The organism is Arthrobacter sp. FB24 (assembly GCF_000196235.1).
Classification (GTDB): Bacteria; Actinomycetota; Actinomycetes; order Actinomycetales; family Micrococcaceae; genus Arthrobacter.
This window is the reverse complement of sequence record NC_008541.1, coordinates 3,708,535-3,731,719: the sequence shown is the minus strand read 5'-3', so window position 1 is coordinate 3,731,719 and position 23,185 is coordinate 3,708,535. Positions and strand designations below refer to the sequence as shown.

Sequence of the window (23,185 nt, the reverse complement as noted above, 5' to 3'; positions counted from 1 at the left end):
TCGTGACTCAAATCCCAACCCTGAGTAGGCGTTCGACGTCGTCCACCCCACCGCTGCCGCGCAAGTCGCGGCAGCGGGGGGCGGATGCCCGCGCCGGCTACACCTTCCTGCTGCCCTGGCTGCTGGGATTCATCGCCCTGACCGTGGGCCCGATGATCTCCTCGCTCTACCTGTCCTTCACCAACTACAACCTCTTCGAACCGCCCAAATGGATCGGCCTGGACAACTACACCACCCTGTTCCAGGACGAACGGTTCCTGCAGTCGGTGGGCGTGACCCTGTCCTACGTGGTCTTCGGCACCCCGCTCAAGCTCGCCGCCGCACTGGCAGTGGCCATGCTGCTGAACAGCAAGCGCAAGGGGCAGGGGTTCTACCGCTCGGCGTTCTACGCCCCCTCCCTGATCGGCGCGTCCGTCTCGATCGCTATCGTCTGGAAGGCGATGTTCGGCGACGCCGGCCCGGTGGACCAGGGCCTGTCCTTCTTCGGGATCAACCTCGGCGGCTGGGTGGGCAACCCCTCCATGACCATGCCCATGATGATCCTCCTGACCGTCTGGCAGTTCGGCGCCCCGATGGTGATCTTCCTCGCCGGCCTGAAGCAAATCCCCGCCGACCTCTACGAAGCCGCCTCCATGGACGGTGCCGGCCCGGTGCGGAAGTTCTTCAACATCACCTGGCCCATGCTCTCCCCGGTGATCTTCTTCAACCTGCTGATGGAAACCATCCACGCGTTCCAGATCTTCGCCTCGGCCTACATCATCTCCAACGGTGAAGGCGGCCCGGCCGGGTCCACCCTCTTCTACACCCTCTACCTCTACCTGCGCGGCTTCTCCGACTTCCGGATGGGCTACGCCTCGGCGATGGCCTGGCTCCTGGTGATCGTGGTCGGCATCATCACGCTCATCTTCTTCAAGACCTCCAAGTCCTGGGTCCACTACAGCGGTGATTCGAAATGACAACCATGGCAACACCCACCCAACCGAAAGCCGGCGGCACCGTCCCCGCTCCGGCACCCGACTACAACCCGAAGTCCGAGTCCGTGGGTGCCAAGCGCGCCAAGAGCCTCATCTTCCACATCGTGGCGCTTGCCCTGACGGCCGTCGTCCTCTACCCGGCGCTCTGGATGGTGGCCTCATCCTTCAAGCCGAACGCTGAAATCGGCGGCACCAACACCTCCCTGTGGTCCAGCAACTTCAGCTTCGACAACTTCACCACCGCCATGGAGGGGATCGGCGGGGTGTCCACCCTGCAGTTCTTCACCAACTCGCTGGTCCTGGCCATCGGCGCCGTCGTGGGCACCATCCTCTCGGCCAGCGTTTCGGCCTACGCGTTCGCGCGGATCAAGTTCCCGGGCCGCAGCGCGCTCTTCGGCATGATGATTGCCACCCTGCTGCTGCCGTTCCACGTGGTGATCATCCCGCAGTACATCATCTTCCAGCAGCTGGGCCTCGTGGACACCTACATCCCTCTGCTGATCGGCAAGTTCCTCGCCGCCGACGCGTTCTTCGTGTTCCTGATGGTCCAGTTCATGCGGAACCTGCCGGCGGAACTGGATGAAGCGGCACGCATCGACGGCGCCGGCCACGTCCGGATCTTCACCTCGATCATGCTGCCGCTGATGAAACCTGCCCTGATTTCGACGTCGATCTTCTCCTTCATCTGGAGCTGGAACGACTTCCTGGGCCCCCTGCTCTACCTCAACACCCCGGAAAAGTACCCGCTGCCACTTGCCCTGCGCCTCTTCGTGGATCAGACCCAGTCCTCTGACTACGGAGCCATGATCGCCATGTCCGTCCTGGCACTGCTGCCGGTGTTGATCTTCTTCCTGGTCTTCCAGCGCTACATTGTTGAAGGCGTCTCCACCCAGGGCCTCAAGGGCTGACAGGAAATGAGCATCATGGACAGCACCACACCCGCGTCAGGCCACGACGACCGTATCCCGGTAAACCGCTTCGCCCTGTTTTCCGAGACCCTCCTGGCCGGAGTGCTGGTGCTGGTGCTGTCCATTCCGCTGGTCACCATCCCCGCCGCCTATGCCGCCGGCATTGCGCACCTCGAACGCCACCTTTCCGGCAAGGATGACTCCCTCCGCGCCCTCTGGGACACCTTCCGTTCGGCGCTCCCGGGCAGCTGGAAGATTGGAATCACGACGGCGGCAGCCGCCGTCGTGATTGTCCTTAACCTGTTGCTCGCATGGGTGGGGCAACTGCCGGGCCGGGAAGTGGTCCTGCCGGCAACCCTCGTCCTCGCTGCCGCCGCAGCCGTCCTGCTGCTGCGCACCGCTGCTGCATGGGCTGACGTTGCGGGCAGCCCGGCTCCAGGCATCGCCTGGACAGCGGCCATTGAGGCCGCCAAGACTATTTCGCTCCGCGACTGGACGGGTTCCCTCCTGCTGGCCGCCGCCCTCTTCGCCGGAGTTGTGTTCGTCTGGATGCTGGCAGCCCTGTTCGTTGTGGTTCCCGGCACCCTGATCCTTGCCTCGGCCGCCGTCAAGATGCGCTCGGCACGCGCGTAGCACCACCAGCGCCACATCCCGTTCCAGCAGGTCCACTTCACTACCGAGTTGAGCCAGACGTGTCTTCCGACCGCACCCAGTCCGCCGAGTCCCTCCAAAACGCAAGACAAGCATCAGACGGGCCGCTGCGTTGGTACCACCCGCTGGCGCAGCGCAACTACCGGCTCTTCATCGCCATTCAGCTCGCAGGCAGCACCGGCGTCTGGATGCAGCGCCTGGCCCAGGACTGGCTGGTCCTGCAACTGACAGGCAGTCCCGCCGCCGTGGGCGTGGCGGTGGCGCTTCAGTTCCTGCCCATGCTGGTGGTGGGCCCGCTCAGCGGCATCCTGGTGGACCTGTTCCCGAAGCGCCGCATCCTGCTGATCTGCCAGTCCATCACCGCGCTGCTGGCCCTGGCCCTCGCGGCCCTCGACGCCGGCGGCGGCATCACCGTCTGGGCCGTGTACGCCTGTTGCGTGGCGCTGGGCATCACGTCCGCCGTCGATGGTCCGGCCCGCCAGGTGTTCGTGAACGAGGTGGTGGGGGACGCCGCACTGCGCCCCGCGATCGGGTTGAACAACGCGATCGGCCAGCTCGGCGCGATGGCGGGACCCGCCCTCGGCGGCCTGCTGATCGCCAAGGCAGGTTCCGCAGCTGCCTTCGCCGCGAACGCTGCGGTGTGCCTGGCGGTTATTGGCTTGATCGCAGCGATCCGGACGTCCCGGCTCTATCCCGGCCCGCCGCCTCTCCGGGGCCGCGGGCAGGTCCTCGCTGGCTTCCGCTACGTCCGAGGCCGGCCTTCCCTCCTGCTGGTGATGCTGCTGGCCGGGCTCCTCGGCGCGTTTGGCATGAACGGGCCGGTGGTACTGGCGGCGTTCGCCGAAGATGTGTGGCACAGCGGCGCGGCGGGCTTCGGCATCTTCAATACGTTCAGCGCCGCTGGTGCCCTTGCGGGCGCGCTGCTGGCCGCGCGGCTGCGGACTTTGGGACGGCGGGGGATCGTGGTGAGTGCCGGGCTGTTCGGGCTGACCCAGCTCGTGGCCGCGCTCATGCCCACGCAGGAGCTGTTCGTGGCCATGCTGGTCCTGGTTGGGGTCATGACGCTGCTTTTCCTTACCAGCGCGGCCACCACCGTCCAGCTGGAAGCCGGCGCGGAAGTCCGCGGGCGCGTCCTGGCGCTCTACCTGCCGCTGCTGCTGGGCGGCCACGCCCTCGGCGGGCTGCTGGCCGGCTGGCTGACGGAAGAGTTCGGTGTCCGTGCCGGCCTCGTTGTGACGGGCGCTCTCGGCATGCTCTCCGCCGCAGTCATCGGGCTGCTGATGTGGCTGAACGCCCGACGGCGGGCTGCTGCTGCCTGACCACGCAGGCACGTTTTTCTGCCGCCATTTGCCGGTAACGGCCGCCAAGCGCGGGCCATTCCGGCCAAAACCGGCAAAAGGCAAGCTACTCCTTGACTGTGACGCGGCGCACATTTAGGGTAGGTGAGAAAGCGTTTTCTCGCCTAAACGAATCCCGCCAAACCCAGCCGTCACAGAGGACATCGAATGATTTTTCGCGCCCTGAAATCCCGGACTCCCAAGATTGCGGCGGTGGCAGCCGCCCTGGCACTGACCCTCTCAGGCTGCGGGGGCGGTGCGCAGTCCGAAGCGGGCGGCCCGGTGACCCTGCGGTTTACCTGGTGGGGCTCGGACGTGCGGCACAAGATGACCCAGAAGTTGATTGACGCGTTCGAGGCCAAGAACCCGAACATCAAGATCGAGGGTGAATACGGGGAGTGGTCCGGCTAGTGGGACAAACTCGCCACCCAGGTGGCATCGCAGCAGGCCCCGGACATCATCCAGATGGACCTTCAGTACCTCGGTGAGTACGCCAAGCGCGGGGCGCTCCTGAACCTGAAGGACGTGGATCTGTCCAAGTTCGACAAGGCTGCAGCCGATGCCGGCAAGACACCGGAAGGGCAGTTTGCGGTGACAGCCGGCATGAATGCGCTGGTGGTAGTGGCCAACCCCGCACTGGTGTCCGCCAGCGGCGTGGCCCTGCCGGACGACGAGTCCTGGACCTGGCAGGAGTACGAGAAGACGGCTGCAGACATCACGGCCAACAGCAAGGCCGGCATCTACGGTTCCGGATCAATCACCGGCGATGCATCCTTCAATCTTTGGTTGCGCCAGCATGGCAAGTCCCTCTTCTCTTCGGACGGAAAGTTGGGGTTCGATGAGGCTGACGCCACGGAATACTTCGAGTTCCAGGCCGGCCTTCGCGATGCGAAGGCGGTGCCGCCGGCTTCGGTCATGACCGAAGAGGCCACCGCCGCGCTGGACCAGACGGGACTGGCCACGAACAAGTTCGCCATGGGCTGGCTGTGGTCCAACCAGCTCGGCGCCCTGACCAAGGCCTCCGGCCAGGCGCTGGAAATAAAGCGCCCGCCGAGCACCGACGGTAACGCCAAATCGGCGCAGCAATACTACAAAGCGTCCCAGCTCTGGTCCGCAAGCTCGCGGACCAAGCACCCGAAGGAAGCCCAGCAGTTCATCGACTTCCTGTCCAACAGCGTCGAGGCCGGCGAAATTGCGCTGGCTGACCGCGGCATCCCCGGCAATACCGAAGTGCGCGATGCCATTACGCCCAAGCTGAGCGCGGCGGACGCCGCCACGGCCGCCTTCATCAACGACATTGCGGATGAAGTGGGCGATGCTCCTGTTGTCCCGCCGGCAGGGTCCAGCCCCGCCTCGGAGATCCTCACCCGCTTCACCACCGAGGTCCACTTTGGCAGGGTGAGCCCGGAGGAAGCCGCGAAGAAGTCGATGGAGGAACTCAAGAGCGCACTGAGCTAGCGCACTCGGTCAGCATTCAGCCAACGCGGTGCGGCTGTTCCGGCCTGGCGTGCCAGGTCACCGGTGATCGGCCACTACCGCAGCTTCCGCGGGGGACAGCGTGCCGTCGGCGATCCACACCGTGAAAGAGCGCCGGACGGATTCTCCCGCGGCGAGGATCGCGGGCCGGTCCCAGGCCAGGGCGGAGCCCACACCGGGGTAGCCGGACAGGCGGACGAACCAGGGGTCCGGCGCCTCGGCAGGGGCGGCGAACACCAGGCTGGCCGCGCCGCCGGGGAAGGTCCCTGTCCAGGCCAGCCACGGCGCGGCGGCGCCGTGGACAGCTGCCTCGCCCTGCCGGTCGGCAGTAAAGACATTCACGGCGGAACACGCGGGCAGCCGCCAGAAGAACCCGCCGTAGCCGCTTCCGGCGGCGCCGTTGGAGCCAGGACCACCCAGCGAAGCGTCGACGACGGCGGTAAGTTCCGTTGCCAGGTCCAGCCGCCAGGTGCGGGCGTCCACCCGGCGGGCGCGGACGGTCCGGTGCTCGCGCAGCAGTTCGAGGCCGTCCAGTGCCTGCCAGCTGAGTTCCTGGTGGAACGAGTCGCCGCCCGGCGGTCCGGGCTCTGCGGACAGCTGCACGATCCGGCCGTGGTCCGGGTGTTCCTCATATCGCCCGGAAGCGCGGGTGTAGGTTTTCCCGCCCCAGAAGTTCGTGCCGTTCACATCCTGCAGGGCGATGCCGGCGCCGAGGTGCCACGGGTGGTCCGCCGGTAAGTGGTCGGTGACGATGACGCCGCCGAGCGAACGCACCGGATGCAGGTAGGGACGGGGAGAGAGCCGGGCTGCGACGCCCGAGCCGTTCCGCAGGGTGGCCAGCGCAGTGGCGCCGCTGTGCGCGCCGGTTGCTGCTCCGCCGTCGTGCCCGGCGTCCCGCACGGAAAGCGACAACGTATCCGCATCATCAGCCGCAGGCCGGGCCCAGGGCAGGCCCAGTTCGCTGAAGGTGGCGTGCGCCGCCGTCGCGCGTTCCAGGGCATCTTCGATACCGGAGACCACGGCGTGGGCCGAGTCGCCGTCGCCCACCCACTCCAGGTGCTGCCCGGCGATGAGAGCCGGGGCTTCGGCGGTGCGGATGGCTTCCAGCACACGCATGAACGCGCCGCTGTCCGCGAGCGAGCTGATCAGCGGCGCGCGTCCGTGCTGGTCGTGGCGGCGGTGCCGCAGATGGTCCAGCAGGTTCCCGGTGAGGTCGTCCCGGCCAAACACCTCGTGGCGTTCGCCGGCTGCGGTGCTGACGCTGAGGCGGTCTTCGGTGTAGTGGAACACCGCGGTTCCTTCGCTGCCCTGCAGGGTGACGTACGGTTCCACGGACTCCGTGGCGCAGAGGGTCAGCGCGCAGGTGACGGGAAGGCCGGAGGCGGTGCGTACGCGGATGACGGAGGTGTCGTCGGATTCGATGTCGTTGGCCCGGTAGAGGTCCGTTTCCACGGAGGCGAGGTCGCCCACGGTCCGTGCGCCGGCGATCCTCAAGGCAGTGGCGATGGCGTGCGCCAGCGGGTTGGTGGCCACGCCGTCCACGACGTCGACGCCGTCCAGGCTTCGCTTCCCGGCCCAGCGGGACCGCTTGTAGTACGCGCGGTCCCGCACCCAGCGGCCGGTGGCGGAGATTCCCAGGAGGGTGCCGATTTCGCCGGCGTTGAGCAGGTCCTCGATCGCCTTGAGGGCATGGGAGCCGAGGCTCTGGAAGCCGACCTGGACACTCCGTCCGGCAGCCGCGGCGGCCTCCTGCAGCCGGTTGAAGTCGGCCAGGGAAGAGACCGGGGGCTTTTCCAGGTACAGGTCGGCGTGGGGGAGGGTCGTGAGCGCCAAGGGTGCGTGCGTCTGAATGGGCGTGGCCACAATGACGAGGTCGAGTTCCGGTGTTGCGGCCAGGAGGTCGTCGAGATTGCCAAAGACTGCCGTTTCGGGAGGGAGAGCGCCGCTGGCCGGCGGATTCGGGTCGGCAACAGCCACGAGGGTAACGGCCCCGTCCTTCTGGAGCCTTTCGAGGTTGCGGAGGTGGTGGGTTCCGAAGCCGTGGACTCCCACCAGTGCAACCCTCGCCGCGGCGGAGATGATTGTGCGTTCCGTTGTGGGGATTTTGCGTTCTTCCGGGACTGGCGCGGACAGGGTGCCCATGGCTCTCCTCTTCTGTCCCCGGGACGGGGTATTGACGTCGGTGTCGTTTGCCGGAAATCGCCGGGCGGAGGCCCGCTACCGGGTGCTATCAGCGTAGGCCGGTTCGGCCCGCTGACAGTTGTGGTAAGCGCTTTCCAAATTGCTCTCGCCATCAGTCTAACCCCAGCAGGTTCATTATGTAACGATTCAAAATTCACCTTGACCGCCGCTTCAAAAGCGTCTAGATTTTCGAGAAACCGCTTACTAACGTGACGTGGACCACTGCGGCCCCCGTTTCTGCAACGATGGAGATCCGAAGGGGGCTAGCTGTGCTGGCTGGAAGTTTTAGCGCCAAGGCATATTCATTCTTCGACACCGTGCTGTGGATTGCATGCCTGAATCTGCTGTGGCTGGTGTTCTCGCTTGCCGGCCTGGGTGTACTGGGCGTGGGCCCCGCCACGGCGGCGGCGCAGATCCTGGTGCGCCGCAGGGTCCGGGGCGAGGCTGCTCCGCTGCTTCGCTCCTTCACCGTGGAATATGGCCGCAACTTCGGCCGCGGCAACGGACTGGCGCTGCCGGTCCTGCTTGCCGGAGCGGCCCTGGCCCTGAACTGGAACTACTTCTCCCGCTCCGGCGACCTCCTGTCCCAGCTGATGGCTGCCGGCGCGTTCGTGGCCGCGATTTTCCTGGTGGCCGTGGCCTGCCACCTCTTCCCGATGTTTGCCCGCTATGAGCTTCCGCTCCCGCAGTACCTCCTGATGTCCTCGCGGTTTGCGCTCAGGCACCTCGCGGGCACGGCAATCCTGCTCTTCGTGACCGCCGCAGTGCTGTTCGCCAGCCAGGCCCTCCCCGGGCTGATCCCGTTCTTCAGCGTCGGAGCGTGGCTCTACGTGACCGGCTGGCTGTGCGACCGGTTCTTCACTGCGAACGACGAATCCGTGACCGGCGCGGCCGGGGATGCCGCGGCCAGGGATGCCGCCGGCACCGCGCGCCCGGCGGTAATGGCCGGAGCCCCCGCTGCCTGAGGCGCCGGGCATATGCCGGAGCATGAATGAAACGTATCAATATCTTGCCGCCCCGCTGCACCACCTGACCTGCACCAACCGACCTGCACCTCTTGAACTGCCCCTCCTCACCTGCACCACCTGACCTGCACTGACTAGATCCGGAACCAACCCCGAAGAAGTGGAAAAGGAAAACACTATGACCCGTAGAAAACTCAGCCTGGCTGCCGCCGTCGTGACCGCCGCCGCACTTACCCTCACAGCGTGCAGCGGGGGTGAAGCACCGGCCGCGGATTCCTCGAAGATCAGCGTCATGGCGCCGTTCCTGGAGGCGCAGCCACCGTCCGCTGACGGCGCCGTGCAGAAGAAGCTCGAGGAGCTCACCGGCAAGGACGTGAACATCACGTGGACGCCGAACGCCTCCTACGAGGACAAGATGAACATCACCCTGGCATCCTCCGAAATCCCCCAGGTCATGGTGGTGCAAAGCAAGTCGCCGGGCTTCGTGAAGAACGCCGAGGCGGGCGCATTCTGGGACCTCACGGACAAAATTGACGAGTACCCCAACCTGAAGACCACTTTCCCGGACGTCGAGAAGAACGCCAGCGTGAACGGCAAGGTTTACGGCGTCTTCCGGGCCCGCAACCCCATCCGCGCAGCAGTGATGTTCCGCCAGGACTGGCTGGACAAGCTGGGACTGAAGGCACCCGAAACCACCGAGGACCTCTACACCGTGGCCAAGGCCTTCACCGAGCAGGACCCGGACGGCAACGGCCAGAACGACACCTGGGGCATCACCATTCCCAAGTGGGGTGCCCTGGGCTCCAACAGCCCCTACGACATCATCGAGGAGTGGTACGGGGCCGGTAACCGCTGGACCGACAAGGACGGCAAGCTGATCCCCAGCTTCGAAACCGAGGAGTTCCTGGAAGCCAACCGGTTCGTCAAGAAGATGGTGGACGAAAAGCTCATCAACCCGGACTTCGCCACCTTCGACGGCACCAAGTGGAACGAGCCATTCTTCAACGGCAAGGGCGGCATTATTGTCGACGTCGACTCCCGCGTCAGCGTGCTGATCAACCTGTTCAAGCAGGCCAACCCGAACGATTTCCAGAACAAGGTGGGCTTCGTCGGCAACCTCAAGGGACCGGACGGCGAACTGCACGCACACCCGACGGACGGCTACTCCGGGTTCCTTGCTATTCCCAAGACCAGCGTCCGCACCGAGGCTGAACTGAAGAACGTCCTGGAATTCCTGAACACGATGAACGGCAAGGACGTGGCCGTGCTCCTCAACAACGGCATCGAAGGCGTGAACTTCACCGTGGAGGACGGCAAGGCCGCCACCATCAAGCCCGAAACCCCTGAAGGCAAGGCTGTGGCCACGGACATCAAGAGCTACGCGCAGCTGGGCACCAACGTCACCGGCAACAACTTCTACCCCGTCAAGCAGGCCTCGGACTACGAACAGAAAGTCTTCGACAAGCGCGTTGAGGTCATGGCCCAGGACCTGAAGAGTGCCGTCTACAACCCGGCCGCGGCCTTCGTGTCGCCTACCTACGTGGCCAAGGGCGCGCAGCTGGACAACATCGTGGCCGATGCCCGGATCAAGTACCTGGCCGGCCAGATCGATGAGCAGGGCCTGAAGGACGCCATCAAGCTGTGGAAGACCAGCGGGGGCGACAAGGTCCAGGAAGAGATCAACAAGCTCTGGCAGGACAGCAAGTGACAACGTCCACCGTTGACGTCAAAACCCCGGAGCAGGCGCCGCCACCAGCGCCTGCCCCGGGGCGGCGACGCCGCTTCGCCGTCCACTTCGCGCACTACAAGTGGCTCTATCTCTTGCTGCTGCCGGGGGTCATCTACTTTGCGGTCTTCCGGTACGCCCCGATGTACGGGGTCAGCATCGCGTTCAAGGACTACGTCCCGTTCCTGGGCGTCAATGCCAGCCCGTGGGTGGGTTTCCAGCATTTCCAGGACTTCTTCGGTAACCCTGATTTCGGCCGGCTGCTGGGCAACACCCTGATCCTGGCGTTCCTGAACCTAGGGATCGCGTTTCCGCTGACCATCGTGCTGGCGTTGTTGCTGAACGAGGTCCGGCTGTCCATCCTGAAGCGCACGGTCCAGACCCTGGTCTACATCCCGCACTTCTTGTCCTGGACCATCGTGGCGTCGCTGAGCTTCCTGTTGTTCGCCCTGGATTTCGGGCCGCTGTTCCTGTTCATCAACAACGTTTTGGGCACCGACATTGATTTCCTGTCCGATCCCGCCTGGTTCCGGCCGCTCATTGTGCTCCAGGAGATCTGGAAGAACACCGGCTGGGGAACCATCATCTTCCTGGCCGCCCTGGCCACGGTGGACCAGGACCAGTACGAGGCGGCGATCATCGACGGCGCTGGCAGGTTCCGCCGCGTCTGGCACATTACGCTTCCGGGCATCCGGTCCACCATCATCGTGATGCTCATCCTGGCGATCGGGCAGATGCTGAACACCGGGTTCGAACAGATCTACCTCATGACCAACGCGCTCAACCGCGACGTGGCGGACGTCTTCGACACCTACGTGTACTTCGTCGGCATCACCCAGGGCGCCTACTCTTACTCCACCGCGGTGGGCCTGTTCAAGTCCCTGGTGGGCATCGTGCTGATCTTCGGCACCAACGCCCTGGCCAAGCGGTTCAACCAGAGCGGACTGTTCTAATGAAGATCCACAACACCACCGGCGGCCGGATATTTGACGGCGCCAACTACGTCTTCCTGACACTGATCGGCGTCCTGACGCTGCTGCCCTTCATCTACGTGTTCGCCGGCTCCTTCGCCACCGAAGCGGAAATCACCCGCCGGGCCTTCTTCGTCTGGCCGGAGCAGTTCAGCCTGGGTTCCTACGAATACATCTTCTCCACCCCGGCGTTCGTCCGCGCGCTCATCACCACGGTGCTGGTCACCGCCGTGGGCACCGTCATCCAGCTCATTCTGACCGTCACCATGGCCTACCCGCTGGCCAAGCGGAACCTCCGCGGCCGCCAGCTGATCCTGTCCCTGGTGGTCTTCGCCATGGTGTTCTCCGGCGGCATGATCCCCACGTTCCTGCTGATCAAGGACCTCGGCCTGCTCAACAGCTACTGGGCACTGATCCTGCCGGCCGCGATCAACCCGTTCAGCCTGATCATCATCAAGAACTTCTTCCAGGAACTCCCCGCCGAACTCGAAGAGTCCGCCAAGATGGACGGCGCCACGGAAATCGGGATCCTCTGGCGGATCCTGCTGCCGCTGTCCAAACCCGTGCTGGCCACGTTCGCGCTGTTCTACGCCGTGGGCATCTGGAACGACTTCATGTCACCGCTGCTCTACCTGAGCGACAACTCCAAATGGACCCTGCAGATGTACCTCCGCCAGGTCACCGCCTCCTCCGACCTCCTCGGCACCGGCAACGTGGACCCGAACTACATCCCCCCGGAACAAGGCATCAAATTCGCCGTGATCGTGGTGGCCACGCTGCCCATCCTGATCTTCTACCCGTTCCTGCAGAAACACTTCGCAAAGGGCATGCTCATCGGCTCCGTCAAGGGCTAAGCCACCGAACCGCCGACGCCCGCCCAACCAATAGAAAGCACAGCATGAAAATCCTGCTCGCCGGAGATTCCACGGTGGCCAACTGTCCCACCCATGAGTACCCCATGAGCGGCTGGGGCGCCCGGCTGCCGCGGCATGTCTACAGCTGGGCCGCCGTGCACAACTTCGCCAAGGGCGGGGCCAGCACGGAGTCCTTCCGCGACGAAGGGCTCTGGGGCCTGCTCCTGGAAACAGCAGGAGCGGGCGACCTGGTGCTCATCCAGTTCGGCCATAACGACCAGAAGCGCCCTCACCTTGCCGCCAGGACCGGGTTCGCAGCGAACCTGCGCCGCATGGTGGCGGAGGTCCGGGCGCTCGGTGCGGTGCCGGTGCTCTGCACGTCGGTGGAGCGCCGGCACTTCCTGGACGGCGCACTGGAGGAAAGCCTGGAGGACTATCCCGAAGTGGTCCGCGAGATAGCGCTCGAGCTGCACCTCTCCGTCGTCGACCTCAACACCTGGACCCGCGGCCTGTACACGGAGCTGGGCGTCGAGGAATCGAAATCGCTCTTCTGCCATTTCGCTCCCGGCGAGCACGCCCACTGGCCGGACGGGCTGGCGGACAACACGCATTTTTCCCAGCGCGGTGCGTCGCTGGTCGCCGGGGAAGTTGCCGGCAGGCTTGCGCTGCTTGGATTCGGCGGGGATGCCCTGGCGGACTCCCGAAAGGGCTCGACGGCGGGACTTGCGGCGGCGGGAAGGGGCTAGGTGGGTGTGACACGGCCCGGCCCGGAACTGCTGTACACGAATCCGCTTGCCGGGCCGCGCGACGTGTCCGGCTGGGTGGCGGAAGGACCCCTGCGCCTGGGCACCCGCGACGGCGCACTCGAACTATCAGGCCCGGCGGACGATGAAGAGCTCGGGGACCACGCGCACTGGACATTCTGGTGCCCGGTGGAGTTCCCGGACGGCATCCGAGTCAGCTGGGAGTTCCTGCCCCTCGCGGAGCCGGGACTGGCCATGGTGTTCTTTTCGGCAACCGGCCACGCCGGCCGGGACCTGTTTTCGGCAGACCTCGCGCCGCGCACCGGTTACTACCCGCAGTACCACTCGGGGGACATCGATGCCCTCCATGTTTCCTACTTCCGGCATAAGCACCACTCCGAACGGGCCTTCCGGACCTGCAACCTGCGAAAAAGCGCCGGGTTTGAACTGGTGGCCCAGGGTGCGGATCCGTTGCCGCCCACGGAGGATGCCCGGGATTTCTACCGCATGGAACTCGTCAAGGACGGCCCCGGCGTGGCGTTCTCCATCAACGGGCTGCCCCTTTTTGCGTGGACGGACACCTCGGACAGGGTGCTGGGCGGAGGCTATCTCGGATTCCGGCAGATGGCACCGCTGCGTGCCGCCTACCGGAACCTCACCGTCGAGAAGATCTGACCGCCACACTACGGCCGACAAGACAGGACGGCCGTTCAGTAACCGGTCGGCATCCGGACCGTGTACGGATCTTCGAGCCGGCGGGCCTCCTCATCGGTGAGCCGGATGTCCAAGGCAGCCGCCGCGTCCGTGAGGTGGCGTGTCTTGGTGGCGCCGACGATCGGGGCAGCCACAGCGGGGTTCCGCAGCACCCATGCCAGCGCCACCTGGGCCATGGGCACACCGAGGTCCCGGGCCACGTGCTGCACGGCATCAGCAATGGGTTGGTCGCCGTCGCTGAAGAAGCGGTGCTGCATGGGGTCGGAGTCGGCGCGTTTGGTGGCTTCGCCCCAGGGCCTCGTGAGGCGCCCCTTGGCGAGCGGGCTCCACGGGATGCTGCCGACGCCCTGGTCCGCCAGCAGCGGGAACATCTCGCGTTCCTCCTCCCGCTGCATCAGGCTGTACTGGTTCTGCATTGAGACGAATCTCGTCCAGCCGTGCAGCTCCGCGGTGTGCTGCATCTTCGCGAACTGCCACGCCCACATCGACGAGGCGCCGATGTACCGCGCCTTGCCGGTCTTGACGACGTCGTGCAGGGCTTCCATCGTTTCCTCGATCGGCACCTCGGGATCGAAGCGGTGGATCTGGTAGAGGTCCACGTAGTCGGTACCCAGGCGGGACAATGACGCATCCACTTGTTCCATGATGGCTTTGCGGGACAGGCCGGATCCACCGGGGCCGTCATGCATCTTGAAGTGCACCTTGGTGGCGAGCACCACGTCTTCGCGGCGGGTGTATTTCCTGATGGCACGTCCCACGATTTCCTCCGAGCTGCCAAATCCGTAGACGTTGGCGGTGTCCCAGAACGTAATTCCGAGCTCCACCGCCTGGCGGAAGATCGGCTCGGCTTCGTCGTCGCCCAGTGCCCATTCGTTGAAACCTTGGGACGTGTCCCCGAAACTCATGCAGCCCAGGGCGATGCGGCTGACCTTCAGGCCGGACTGGCCCAGCCGTGTGTACTCCATTCCTCAGCCCTCGATGCCTGTGCTGAGGCTCAGGTCCCGCCATTGATCCAGTTCCGCGCGCTCCGACTCGGCCACGGCACCAAACGCGTTGAACGCGTCCGCCCCCAGCACCAGTAAGGACGGCGGGTTCTTGCTTTCGGCGATGGCCACGATGGCTTCAGCGGCCTTGGCCGGGTCGCCGGGCTGCGTGCCGTGGATCGTGTCGTTCTCCTTGCGCCGTTTCCCTGCCGTCTCCGTGTAGTCCTCGATCGCCGTCGCAGACTGCGTGAGTGAGCGGCCGGCGAAGTCGGTGCGGAAGGCTCCGGGCTCGATGACGGTCACGTTGACGCCGAGCGGCTGCAGTTCCTTGTGGAGTGATCCGGACAGGCCCTCCAGGGCCGCCTTGGTGGCCGAGTAATAGCCGGACCCTGCCGGTTTGATCCGGGCTCCGATGGAGGAGATGTTCAGGATGTGTCCGCCCCTTTTCGCGCGCATATCCGGAAGGACCGCTTTGATCATGTCGACGACGCCGAAAACATTCGTGTCGAACAATCGCCGGATGTCGGCGTCGTCCGCTTCCTCGACGGCGGCGCGGTAGCCGTAGCCGGCATTGTTGACGAGCACGTCGACGCCGCCAAAGCGTGTTCGGGCCTGCTCCACCGCCGAACTGATCTGTGCCCGATCGGTGACGTCGAGGGGGAGGGCAAGCGCTGTGTCCGGGTAGTCAGCTGCGATGTCCTGCAGCGTGGCGGCGTCCCGTGCCGTGACGATCGCGTTGTGGCCGTGTGCGAGCACTGCCTGGGCGAGGGCCCTGCCGAGTCCGGTGGAGCATCCTGTGATGAGCCATGTAGCCATGAGGGTGTACCTTTCGTGGGGTGGTGCGCGGTACGGGCGGGACGGAGGCACCGCCTTCGGTCCTTCGTTTCCATAGAACAGCAGATGGCCCACAGCTGGAAGGCACTGATGATACGGGTACTCCCAGTGCCTCCCGCCAGGGGTGGAAGGCTCGTAGGGTGGACGTACGCAAACGCGGCACACGGATTAACACCATCAGCCCAGGCATCTTTTTACTCCGCCCGCCAAAGACTGGCTGTCCGGCCCGAGCGGCGGGGACTACCGGCGCATGATGGGCTGTCTCCGGAGCTGCGGGTGGTCAGGGATCGGTGCCGGCCGGGCTCAGAAATCCGGCTATTTTCGTCGCCATGGCCTTGGACTGCGTCCAGTGCAGGTAGTGGTTCCCGTCGAGGACCACCAGCTCGTGGCGTGTGACATTCAGCAGTTGCCGCTCGTGGGAGCCCAGCCATTCAGGTTGCTGGTTGACCGTTTCCCGGGACAGGAATTCAAGGACGGGAACGTTGTCAGGGTAGCGGAGCGTGTGGAGCTTCGCCGCGTTCTCCGCCATCCGGTTCGTTTCGTCGGTCAGCGCCTCGTTGCCGTAGTTCCAGCTAGCCAGCATGCGCATCTGCTCGCGTTCCACCTGCGTGTAGTTATCGCCTGCCGGGTCTGCCAAGCCCACCGCCGCGGCCCAGCGGACCAGGCCGGTGGTCGAGGGAAGCCGTTCCCAGAAGTTGCCTGGGGCCGGCGCATCGGTGTGGGCAGGATCTTCGGCGGAGGCCATCCCGGCGGGTACCGAGGGGTCGATGCCGATGACGGCAGACACTTCCGCAGGGTATTCGTTGGCGTAGTACAGGGTGGTAAACCCTGCTATTGAATGGCCGGCAAGGATATACGGGCGGTCGACGGCGAGTTTGGACAGCACCGAATGAAGTTCCTCGCTCATGTTTTCGATGGTCCGGGGCCGGGCGGTCATGTCGCTGTAGCCGTATCCGAAGCCCTCCACCGTCACCACCCGGAAACCGGTGAGTTCCCGCACGAGCGGGGCGAAGTCCAGCACCGGGGCGGGCGTGCCCAGTCCGCTGAGCAGCACGATCGTCGGTCCGGTTTCCCCGGAAAGGGAGACATTGACGGTGCCCTGGTCGATTCGGACTTTCTCCCCGTACGCCGCGGCATTCGAGCGTTCAATCCTTTCCAGGACGAGATTCGCCGCCGTGGAGGCCACCAGCAAACCGATGACCGTCAGAACCGCCGCACCGGCGATCCGGAGTGCGCGCCGTCGTCGTTTTCCGCGGGGCAGCGGGCCGCCCTGCGCTGAACGGGTGCGGCGGAAGAAGAAGCGCAACGGCATACTTGAAGATACCCCCTGGGGGTATTAAAGACAAGGGTCTGAGCAAGCTCCCAGTGCGTCTAGGCCGGGGTGGCGGCGCCCGCGGTGCTTTGCCGCACCACCAGTTCGGGAGTGAAGATCACGGCGCGGTGGTGGGGCCGCACCGAGGCGGGCCCCATGGCGTCCACTTCCTCGGCCAGCAGCTCGATGGCGGTCCGGCCGAGCGCTTCCGTTGGCTGGCGGATCGAGGACAGCGGCACCACGGCTGACACGGCGAAGTCGATGTCGTCATAGCCGATCAGGGCGATGTCTTCCGGGATCCGCAGAGTGTGCAGCATGGTGAGGGACTGCATTACGCCGAGGGCGAGCAGGTCGTTGGCGCAGAACACGCCGTCCGGCAGTTCGCCGGAGCTGCGGCGCACCAGCTGGTCGCCCACGCCCCGGCCCGCCAGGACGGTCTGTCCGGCCGAATCCAGAATTTCAAGTGAAGCGTCCGGAACTTCAGCGACGGCGCGTTGCGCCCCCTGGAGGCGGTCCGCCACCTGGCGTATCGACGTCGGGCCTCCCACGAAAGCCAGCCGACGGCGGCCGATGTCCAGCAGGTGCCGTGCGGCGAGGTAACCGCCGGCGTCGTCGTCAACGGAAACTGAGCTGTACTTCGTCTCATCGGCCAGCCGGTCCACCAGAACGGTGGGGACGCCGCGCTCACGCAGCTGGTCGAGGCGCTCAGTGACGTCACCCACGGGCGAGATCAGCAGGCCCTGGACCCTCTGCTCCTGGAAGAGGTCGATGTAGTTCGACTCCCGGCCGGCATCGTGCCCGCTGTCCCCGAGCAGGACGGCGCTTCCCTGCAGGGCGGCGGCGTCCTCGGCGGCCCGGACCACGGAGGTGAAGAAGGGGTTGCCCACATCCAGCACAATCAGGCCGATGGTGCGGCTGTGTCCGGCCCGGAGCTGCCGGGCTGCGTCGTTGCGGACGAAGCCAAGCTCGTCGATCGCCTGCAGAACGCGGTCCTTGGTCCGCTGTGAAACCCGGTCCGGGTAATTCAGGACGTTGGACACCGTTCCCACCGCTACGCGGGCATGGTTCGCAACATCCTTGATGCTGGCTGACCGTGACATGTTTCTCCAAGCTCTCTCTTGCGGGGCGGCGTGTGCAACCGCGGGATCACCTCCCCCGGCCCAATTGTCCTTGCCCGGTCCGCGTTCCCTGACTAGCGAAACGGCATACGGTCGGAAAAAGGGCTTTCCATCCACTGACAATTGCTTGACACCTGCTCGACTTCAAGAGTACTTTGAATCGTAACAATGAAACGATTCAAAGAATCGGAAATTCAGGAGAGTCGCAGATGAGGGTGTGTTTTCGCTCCTCAGTCCAGCCCGGACTGATCGATGAGTACAGGCGCCGGCACGCCGCCGTCTGGCCGGAGATGCTCCGTGCGCTGAAGGATGCAGGCTGGCACAACTACTCGCTCTTCCTGGGCGCGGACGGCCTGCTGGTGGGCTACGTGGAATGCGACGACTTCGACGCCGTCAGGGCGCGGATGGCGCTCACCGAAGTCAACGCCCGGTGGCAGGCGGAAATGGCTTCGCTTTTTGACAACCCGGAAAACCCGGACCGGGCACCCGATGAAGGGTTCCAGGTCCTCGAAGAAGTCTTCAATCTTGACGATCAGCTTGCGGCGGCGGAGTCCACCGCGAGCTGAATCACCCAGGCTCCAGCAGCGGGGCCGCAGCACCCTCCCCAAATACCGCAGCAGCACAAGACATTGGAAAGAACCATCATGAATGACGTAGCAACGGCGCTGGGCAGGCTCGAGGAGCTTGCCATCGAGGTCCCTTCGTGGGCCTATGGAAATTCGGGTACGCGCTTCAAGGTGTTCGGCACGCCGGGCACTCCCCGGACCGTGCAGGAGAAGATCGCGGACGCCGCCAAAGTCCACGAACTGACGGGCCTGGCGCCCACCGTTGCGCTGCATATTCCGTGGGACAAGGTGGATGACTACGCCGCACTGCGCGAGTATGCGGCGGGCCTGGGCGTGGGCCTGGGCACCATCAACTCGAACACCTTCCAGGATGACGAGTACAAGTTCGGTTCCCTGACGTCCTCGAGCGAATCGGTCCGTCGCCGTGCGATCGACCACCACCTCGAATGCATCGACATCATGCACGCCACCGGCTCGCGGGACCTGAAGATCTGGCTGGCGGACGGCACGAATTACCCGGGCCAGGACGACATGCGCGGCCGGCAGGACCGCCTGGCCGAGTCCCTGCGGGAGATCTACGCCGGCTTGGGCGATGCCCAGCGGCTGGTGCTGGAGTACAAGTTCTTCGAGCCGGCTTTTTACCACACCGACGTTCCGGACTGGGGCACGTCCTACGCCCAGACCCTGGCGCTGGGGGAGAAGGCGTACGTCTGCCTCGACACCGGCCACCACGCCCCGGGCACCAACATCGAGTTCATCGTGATGCAGCTGCTGCGCCTGGGCAAGCTGGGCTCCTTCGACTTCAACTCGCGCTTCTACGCGGATGATGACCTGATTGTGGGTGCGGCGGATCCGTTCCAGCTGTTCCGGATCATGTATGAGGTGATCCGCGGCGGCGGGTTCGGCAAGGACTCCGGTGTGGCGCTCATGCTGGACCAGTGCCACAACCTGGAGGAGAAGATTCCGGGCCAGATCCGCTCGGTGCTCAACGTCCAGGAAATGACGGCGCGTGCCCTGCTGGTGGACACCGCCGCCCTGGGCGAGGCCCAGCGCGCCGGTGACGTGCTGGCAGCCAACGCCGTCTTCAACGACGCCTTCTACACGGATGTCCGCCCGGCCCTGGCGGCATGGCGTGAATCCCGCGGCCTGCCCGCGGACCCGATGGCCGCCTTCAAGGCCAGCGGCTACCAGAAACAGATCAACGAGGACCGCGTGGGCGGTCACCAGGCCGGATGGGGCGCATAAGAGCATGAGCAGCACGAACAAGACTGTTGAAGACCTGATTGCCCGGTCCAACCGCCTGGGGGCGGACAAGCGGAACACCAACTTCGCCGGCGGCAACACCTCGGCGAAGGGCGCCGAGAAGGATCCGGTCACCGGCGAGGACGTCCAGCTCCTCTGGGTGAAGGGTTCCGGCGGGGACCTGGGAACGCTGAAGCCGGAAAACCTTGCCGTGCTCCGCCTGGACCGGCTGAACGCACTGAAGAACGTCTACCCCGGGGTGGACCGCGAAGATGAAATGGTGGCTGCTTTTGACTACTGCCTGCACGGCAAGGGCGGCGCTGCACCGTCGATCGATACCGCCATGCACGGGCTCGTGGACGCCGCGCACGTGGACCACCTGCACCCGGATTCCGGCATCGCGATTGCCACGGCCGTGGACGGGGAGTCGCTGACCACCAAGATCTTCGGTGACAAGGTGGTGTGGGTTCCCTGGCGCCGCCCCGGGTTCCAGCTGGGCATGGACATCGCCGCGATCAAGGAAGCCAACCCGCATGCCGTGGGCACCATCCTGGGCGGCCACGGCATCACCGCCTGGGGCGCCACCAGCGAAGAAGCCGAAGCCAACTCGCTGTGGATCATCGACCAAGCTGAGAAATTCATCGCGGAAAACGGACGCCCCGAACCCTTCGGTCCGAAGCTGCCCGGCTACGGGGCCCTGCCGGAGGCAGAGCGCCGCGCCAAGGCTGCCGCGCTGGCGCCGGTGATCCGCGGGCTGGCGTCCACGGACAAACCGCAGCTGGGGCACTTCAGCGATGACGCCGTCGTCCTTGACTTCCTGGAAGCCGCCGAACACCCGCGCCTGGGCGCGCTGGGCACGTCCTGCCCGGACCACTTCCTGCGCACCAAGGTCAAGCCGCTGATCCTGGACCTGCCCGCGGATGCGTCCGTTGAGGATTCGATCACCCGGCTGCAGGAACTCCACGCCGACTACCGCGAGGACTACCAGGCCTACTACGACCGTCACGCGGTTCCGGAGTCCCCGGCGCTGCGCGGCGCGGACCCGGCGATCGTGCTGGTGCCGGGTGTGGGCATGTTCTCCTTCGGCGCGAACAAGCAGACGGCACGCGTGGCCGGTGAGTTCTATCTCAACGCCATCAACGTGATGCGCGGCGCCGAGGCGATCTCCACCTACGCCCCGATCGGGGAATCCGAGAAGTTCCGGATCGAGTACTGGTCCCTCGAGGAAGCCAAGCTCGCCCGCCTGCCCAAGCCCAAATCCCACGCCACCCGCATCGCGCTGGTCACGGGCGCAGCCTCGGGGATCGGCAAGGCCATCGCCACCCGCCTCGCCGCGGAAGGCGCCTGCGTAGTCATCGCCGACCTGAACCTGGAGAACGCCCGGGCCGTCGCCGCGGAACTCGGCGGCCCGGACGTGGCCATCGGCGTGCAGGCGGATGTCACGGACGAAGCCCAGATCGCCGCCGCCATCCAGGAAGCGGTGCTGGCGTTCGGCGGCGTGGACCTGGTGGTCAACAACGCCGGGCTCTCCATCTCCAAGCCGCTGCTGGAAACCACCGAAAAGGACTGGGACCTCCAGCACAACGTCATGGCCAAGGGCTCCTTCCTGGTGTCCAAAGCTGCGGCGAAGGTCATGATCGGCCAGGACATGGGCGGGGACATCATCTACATCTCCTCGAAGAACTCCGTCTTCGCCGGCCCGAACAACATCGCGTACTCCGCCACCAAGGCCGACCAGGCCCACCAGGTCCGGCTCCTTGCGGCGGAATTGGGCGAATACGGTATCCGCGTCAACGGCATCAACCCCGACGGCGTGGTCCGCGGCTCCGGGATCTTCGCCGGCGGCTGGGGCGCCAAGCGCGCCGCTGTCTACGGGGTGGACGAGCAGGAACTGGGCAAGTACTACGCCCAGCGCACCCTGCTCAAGCGCGAAGTCCTGCCGGAGAACGTGGCCAACGCCGCCGCCGTGCTCACCAGCGCCGAACTCTCCCACACCACCGGCCTCCACATCCCCGTGGACGCCGGCGTGGCCGCCGCCTTCCTGCGGTGAGCACCATGCCCCCAGCACCGGACGGTGCATCAGCGGACACTGTCCCGGCCAACGCCGGGGCAGTGGCCGCCGGCAGTGTTTTCGCGGCCGTCGACATTGGCGCCTCTTCCGGACGGGTCATCCTCGGCCGTGTCTCCGGCGTCGCCGGTTCGGAAAGTGCCACGCTGGAGACGGTCCACCGCTTCCCGAACGGTGTGGTGGAGTCCGACGACGGTCTACGCTGGGATTTCGACGCCCTCTTCGCCGAGGTACTCACCGGCCTCGCTGCCGCGGCCCGCGTCGCCGGGGAGCGGGGCGAGGCCATCAGCAGCATCGGGATCGACACCTGGGCGGTGGACTACGGCCTGGTGAACGCTGCCGGGGAGCTCATTGCGCAGCCCTTCAGCTACCGCGATGACCGCAGCCGCGCCGCCGTCGCCCGGGTCCACCGGAAACTGGACCCGGCCCGGCTCTACGCCACCACCGGGCTGCAGTTCCTGCAGTTCAACACCCTCTACCAGCTGGCCAGCGAACCGGACCTGGACGGTCTGCAGGCGCTGCTCATCCCGGACCTGATCGCGTTCCTGCTCACGGGTCAGCGCCGCACCGAGGCCACCAACGCTTCCACTACGGGGCTCTTTGATGCCGTCGCGGGGGAGTGGGCCACCGAATTCCTTACGGCCCTCGGGCTCCCGAAGAACCTGTTCCCGCCGCTAATCCAGCCCGGCGAAACCGTCGGTACCCTGCTGCCCGGCCTCGCCGCCCGCACCGGGCTGCACCAGGCCACGAAGGTGGTGGCCGTCGGCTCGCACGACACCGCCTCCGCCGTCGCCGCCGTGCCCGCCGAACACGGGAACTTCGCCTACATCTCTTCAGGGACCTGGTCTCTGGTGGGCGTCGAACTCCGGAAGCCGGTGCTCACCGAGGCGAGCCGGCAGGCCAACTTCACCAACGAACGCGGCGTGGACGGCACCGTCCGCTACCTCCGCAACGTCGGCGGGCTCTGGCTGCTCAGCGAATGCCAGCGCACCTGGGCGCAGCAGGGATATACGGCGACGCTGGACGACCTGCTGGCCGGCGCCGCCGCGCTGCCTTTCGGCGGACCCCAGATCAACGCCGACGATCCCTACTTCATCGCCCCGGACAACATGCCCGAACGCATCCAGGCCGCCGTCCGCAACACCGGCGACGTCCTCACCGGCAACCCCGCGGCGATCACCCGCTGCATTCTGGACAGCCTCGCGGCCGGCTACGCCCGGACCATCGCCGACGCCGAACGCCTGGCGGACGTGCCCGTCGACGTGGTCCACATCGTAGGCGGCGGCTCGCAAAACCGGCTCCTCTGCCAGCTCACCGCCGACGCCACCGGCAAGCGCGTCATCGCGGGACCGGTCGAGGCCACCGCCTTGGGCAACGTCCTGATCCAGGCACGGGCGGCCGGTGTGGTGTCCGGAGGCCTGGCTGACCTGAGGGCACTGGTGCGCGGCTCGCAGCCATTGGAAAACTACCAGGCGGCGCTGGTCTGAGCGGCGCGAAAGCGTGTCCAGGACCTTCACCCTGAGGCCCCACCTGGGTGCAATCCTCAACCAGGCGTCGTGGCG

The 23,185-nt window shown here is 65.8% G+C and carries 20 protein-coding genes and 1 pseudogene; 16 read left to right on the top strand and 5 right to left on the bottom strand.

Annotated elements, in window-relative coordinates; translation table 11 throughout:
- Window positions 1-2 precede the first annotated feature (2 nt).
- The 6 genes and pseudogenes from ARTH_RS16840 to ARTH_RS16820 form a co-directional block, all read left to right on the top strand.
- Entirely contained in the window at window positions 3-956 is a 954-nt protein-coding gene (locus tag ARTH_RS16840; RefSeq protein ID WP_011693148.1) for a carbohydrate ABC transporter permease, read from the top strand.
- Window positions 953-1,882: a carbohydrate ABC transporter permease gene (locus ARTH_RS16835; protein ID WP_011693147.1), complete on the top strand. Its 930-nt coding sequence runs from the start codon at window positions 953-955 to the stop codon at window positions 1,880-1,882. Before ARTH_RS16840 ends, ARTH_RS16835 begins: the two co-directional genes overlap by 4 nt.
- Window positions 1,883-1,888: 6 nt before the next feature.
- Window positions 1,889-2,515, top strand: a complete 627-nt coding sequence (locus ARTH_RS16830) for a hypothetical protein (RefSeq protein ID WP_011693146.1) — start codon at window positions 1,889-1,891, stop codon at window positions 2,513-2,515.
- Window positions 2,516-2,574: 59 nt separating this feature from the next.
- A complete protein-coding gene (locus ARTH_RS16825) occupies window positions 2,575-3,852 on the top strand; it encodes an MFS transporter (RefSeq protein ID WP_011693145.1) in 1,278 nt (425 codons plus the stop codon).
- Between the two features lie 186 nt (window positions 3,853-4,038).
- Entirely contained in the window at window positions 4,039-4,281 is a 243-nt protein-coding gene (locus ARTH_RS24315; RefSeq protein ID WP_232223540.1) for a hypothetical protein, read from the top strand.
- A gap of 12 nt (window positions 4,282-4,293) precedes the next feature.
- Window positions 4,294-5,328: pseudogene (locus ARTH_RS16820) on the top strand (ABC transporter substrate-binding protein); the annotation flags it as partial.
- A 57-nt stretch (window positions 5,329-5,385) separates the two neighbouring features.
- Here the strand turns inward: ARTH_RS16820 and ARTH_RS16815 are convergent.
- Window positions 5,386-7,488, bottom strand: a complete 2,103-nt coding sequence (locus ARTH_RS16815; protein WP_011693144.1) for a DUF6807 family protein — start codon at window positions 7,486-7,488, stop codon at window positions 5,386-5,388.
- Window positions 7,489-7,796: 308 nt separating this feature from the next.
- Between ARTH_RS16815 and ARTH_RS16810 the strand changes: the two genes are divergently transcribed.
- From ARTH_RS16810 to ARTH_RS16785, 6 genes are all read left to right on the top strand, one after another.
- Complete coding sequence (locus tag ARTH_RS16810) at window positions 7,797-8,492, top strand: YesL family protein (protein ID WP_011693143.1); 696 nt, start codon at window positions 7,797-7,799, stop codon at window positions 8,490-8,492.
- A 178-nt stretch (window positions 8,493-8,670) separates the two neighbouring features.
- Window positions 8,671-10,200, top strand: coding sequence for an extracellular solute-binding protein (locus ARTH_RS16805; protein WP_011693142.1), 1,530 nt, complete (start codon window positions 8,671-8,673; stop codon window positions 10,198-10,200).
- Window positions 10,197-11,171, top strand: a complete 975-nt coding sequence (locus ARTH_RS16800; protein WP_011693141.1) for an ABC transporter permease — start codon at window positions 10,197-10,199, stop codon at window positions 11,169-11,171. Before ARTH_RS16805 ends, ARTH_RS16800 begins: the two co-directional genes overlap by 4 nt.
- Window positions 11,171-12,043 carry a carbohydrate ABC transporter permease gene (locus tag ARTH_RS16795; RefSeq protein ID WP_011693140.1) on the top strand — a complete coding sequence of 291 codons (873 nt, stop codon included), beginning with the start codon at window positions 11,171-11,173 and terminating at the stop codon, window positions 12,041-12,043. Before ARTH_RS16800 ends, ARTH_RS16795 begins: the two co-directional genes overlap by 1 nt.
- A gap of 44 nt (window positions 12,044-12,087) precedes the next feature.
- Window positions 12,088-12,789 (top strand): rhamnogalacturonan acetylesterase, encoded by a 702-nt coding sequence (locus tag ARTH_RS16790; protein WP_011693139.1) that lies wholly within the window; start codon window positions 12,088-12,090, stop codon window positions 12,787-12,789.
- Window positions 12,790-13,461, top strand: coding sequence for a DUF1961 family protein (locus ARTH_RS16785; protein ID WP_011693138.1), 672 nt, complete (start codon window positions 12,790-12,792; stop codon window positions 13,459-13,461).
- A 35-nt stretch (window positions 13,462-13,496) separates the two neighbouring features.
- On the opposite strand, the gene ARTH_RS16780 is transcribed toward ARTH_RS16785, so the two are convergent.
- From ARTH_RS16780 to ARTH_RS16765, 4 genes are all read right to left on the bottom strand, one after another.
- Window positions 13,497-14,465, bottom strand: coding sequence for an aldo/keto reductase (locus tag ARTH_RS16780; RefSeq protein ID WP_011693137.1), 969 nt, complete (start codon window positions 14,463-14,465; stop codon window positions 13,497-13,499).
- Window positions 14,466-14,468: 3 nt separating this feature from the next.
- On the bottom strand, window positions 14,469-15,299 hold the full coding sequence (locus ARTH_RS16775; RefSeq protein WP_011693136.1) for an oxidoreductase: 831 nt from the start codon (window positions 15,297-15,299) through the stop codon (window positions 14,469-14,471).
- 298 nt (window positions 15,300-15,597) lie between these two features.
- On the bottom strand, window positions 15,598-16,629 hold the full coding sequence (locus ARTH_RS16770; protein WP_011693135.1) for an alpha/beta fold hydrolase: 1,032 nt from the start codon (window positions 16,627-16,629) through the stop codon (window positions 15,598-15,600).
- Between the two features lie 59 nt (window positions 16,630-16,688).
- Window positions 16,689-17,729: a LacI family DNA-binding transcriptional regulator gene (locus tag ARTH_RS16765; RefSeq protein WP_011693134.1), complete on the bottom strand. Its 1,041-nt coding sequence runs from the start codon at window positions 17,727-17,729 to the stop codon at window positions 16,689-16,691.
- A 227-nt stretch (window positions 17,730-17,956) separates the two neighbouring features.
- On the opposite strand from ARTH_RS16765, the gene ARTH_RS16760 reads away from it, so the two are divergent.
- From ARTH_RS16760 to ARTH_RS16745, 4 genes are all read left to right on the top strand, one after another.
- On the top strand, window positions 17,957-18,313 hold the full coding sequence (locus tag ARTH_RS16760) for an L-rhamnose mutarotase (protein ID WP_011693133.1): 357 nt from the start codon (window positions 17,957-17,959) through the stop codon (window positions 18,311-18,313).
- Window positions 18,314-18,391: 78 nt separating this feature from the next.
- Window positions 18,392-19,558: an L-rhamnose isomerase gene (rhaI, locus tag ARTH_RS16755; RefSeq protein ID WP_011693132.1), complete on the top strand. Its 1,167-nt coding sequence runs from the start codon at window positions 18,392-18,394 to the stop codon at window positions 19,556-19,558.
- Window positions 19,559-19,562: 4 nt separating this feature from the next.
- On the top strand, window positions 19,563-21,605 hold the full coding sequence (locus tag ARTH_RS16750; protein WP_011693131.1) for a bifunctional rhamnulose-1-phosphate aldolase/short-chain dehydrogenase: 2,043 nt from the start codon (window positions 19,563-19,565) through the stop codon (window positions 21,603-21,605).
- Between the two features lie 5 nt (window positions 21,606-21,610).
- Window positions 21,611-23,110 (top strand): rhamnulokinase, encoded by a 1,500-nt coding sequence (locus ARTH_RS16745; protein ID WP_011693130.1) that lies wholly within the window; start codon window positions 21,611-21,613, stop codon window positions 23,108-23,110.
- The last annotated feature ends 75 nt before the right edge of the window (window positions 23,111-23,185 follow it).

Bases quoted from the DNA above. Each gene is read 5' to 3' on its own strand.
- ARTH_RS16835 (WP_011693147.1), top strand. From the start codon at position 953: ATGACAACCATGGCAACACCCACCCAACCGAAAGCCGGCGGCACCGTC.
- ARTH_RS16830 (WP_011693146.1), top strand. From the start codon at position 1,889: ATGAGCATCATGGACAGCACCACACCCGCGTCAGGCCACGACGACCGT.
- ARTH_RS24315 (WP_232223540.1), top strand. From the start codon at position 4,039: ATGATTTTTCGCGCCCTGAAATCCCGGACTCCCAAGATTGCGGCGGTG.
- ARTH_RS16815 (WP_011693144.1), bottom strand. From the start codon at position 7,488: ATGGGCACCCTGTCCGCGCCAGTCCCGGAAGAACGCAAAATCCCCACA.
- ARTH_RS16805 (WP_011693142.1), top strand. From the start codon at position 8,671: ATGACCCGTAGAAAACTCAGCCTGGCTGCCGCCGTCGTGACCGCCGCC.
- ARTH_RS16795 (WP_011693140.1), top strand. From the start codon at position 11,171: ATGAAGATCCACAACACCACCGGCGGCCGGATATTTGACGGCGCCAAC.
- ARTH_RS16790 (WP_011693139.1), top strand. From the start codon at position 12,088: ATGAAAATCCTGCTCGCCGGAGATTCCACGGTGGCCAACTGTCCCACC.
- ARTH_RS16780 (WP_011693137.1), bottom strand. From the start codon at position 14,465: ATGGAGTACACACGGCTGGGCCAGTCCGGCCTGAAGGTCAGCCGCATC.
- ARTH_RS16775 (WP_011693136.1), bottom strand. From the start codon at position 15,299: ATGGCTACATGGCTCATCACAGGATGCTCCACCGGACTCGGCAGGGCC.
- ARTH_RS16770 (WP_011693135.1), bottom strand. From the start codon at position 16,629: ATGCCGTTGCGCTTCTTCTTCCGCCGCACCCGTTCAGCGCAGGGCGGC.
- ARTH_RS16765 (WP_011693134.1), bottom strand. From the start codon at position 17,729: ATGTCACGGTCAGCCAGCATCAAGGATGTTGCGAACCATGCCCGCGTA.
- ARTH_RS16760 (WP_011693133.1), top strand. From the start codon at position 17,957: ATGAGGGTGTGTTTTCGCTCCTCAGTCCAGCCCGGACTGATCGATGAG.
- rhaI (WP_011693132.1), top strand. From the start codon at position 18,392: ATGAATGACGTAGCAACGGCGCTGGGCAGGCTCGAGGAGCTTGCCATC.
- ARTH_RS16750 (WP_011693131.1), top strand. From the start codon at position 19,563: ATGAGCAGCACGAACAAGACTGTTGAAGACCTGATTGCCCGGTCCAAC.
- ARTH_RS16745 (WP_011693130.1), top strand. From the start codon at position 21,611: ATGCCCCCAGCACCGGACGGTGCATCAGCGGACACTGTCCCGGCCAAC.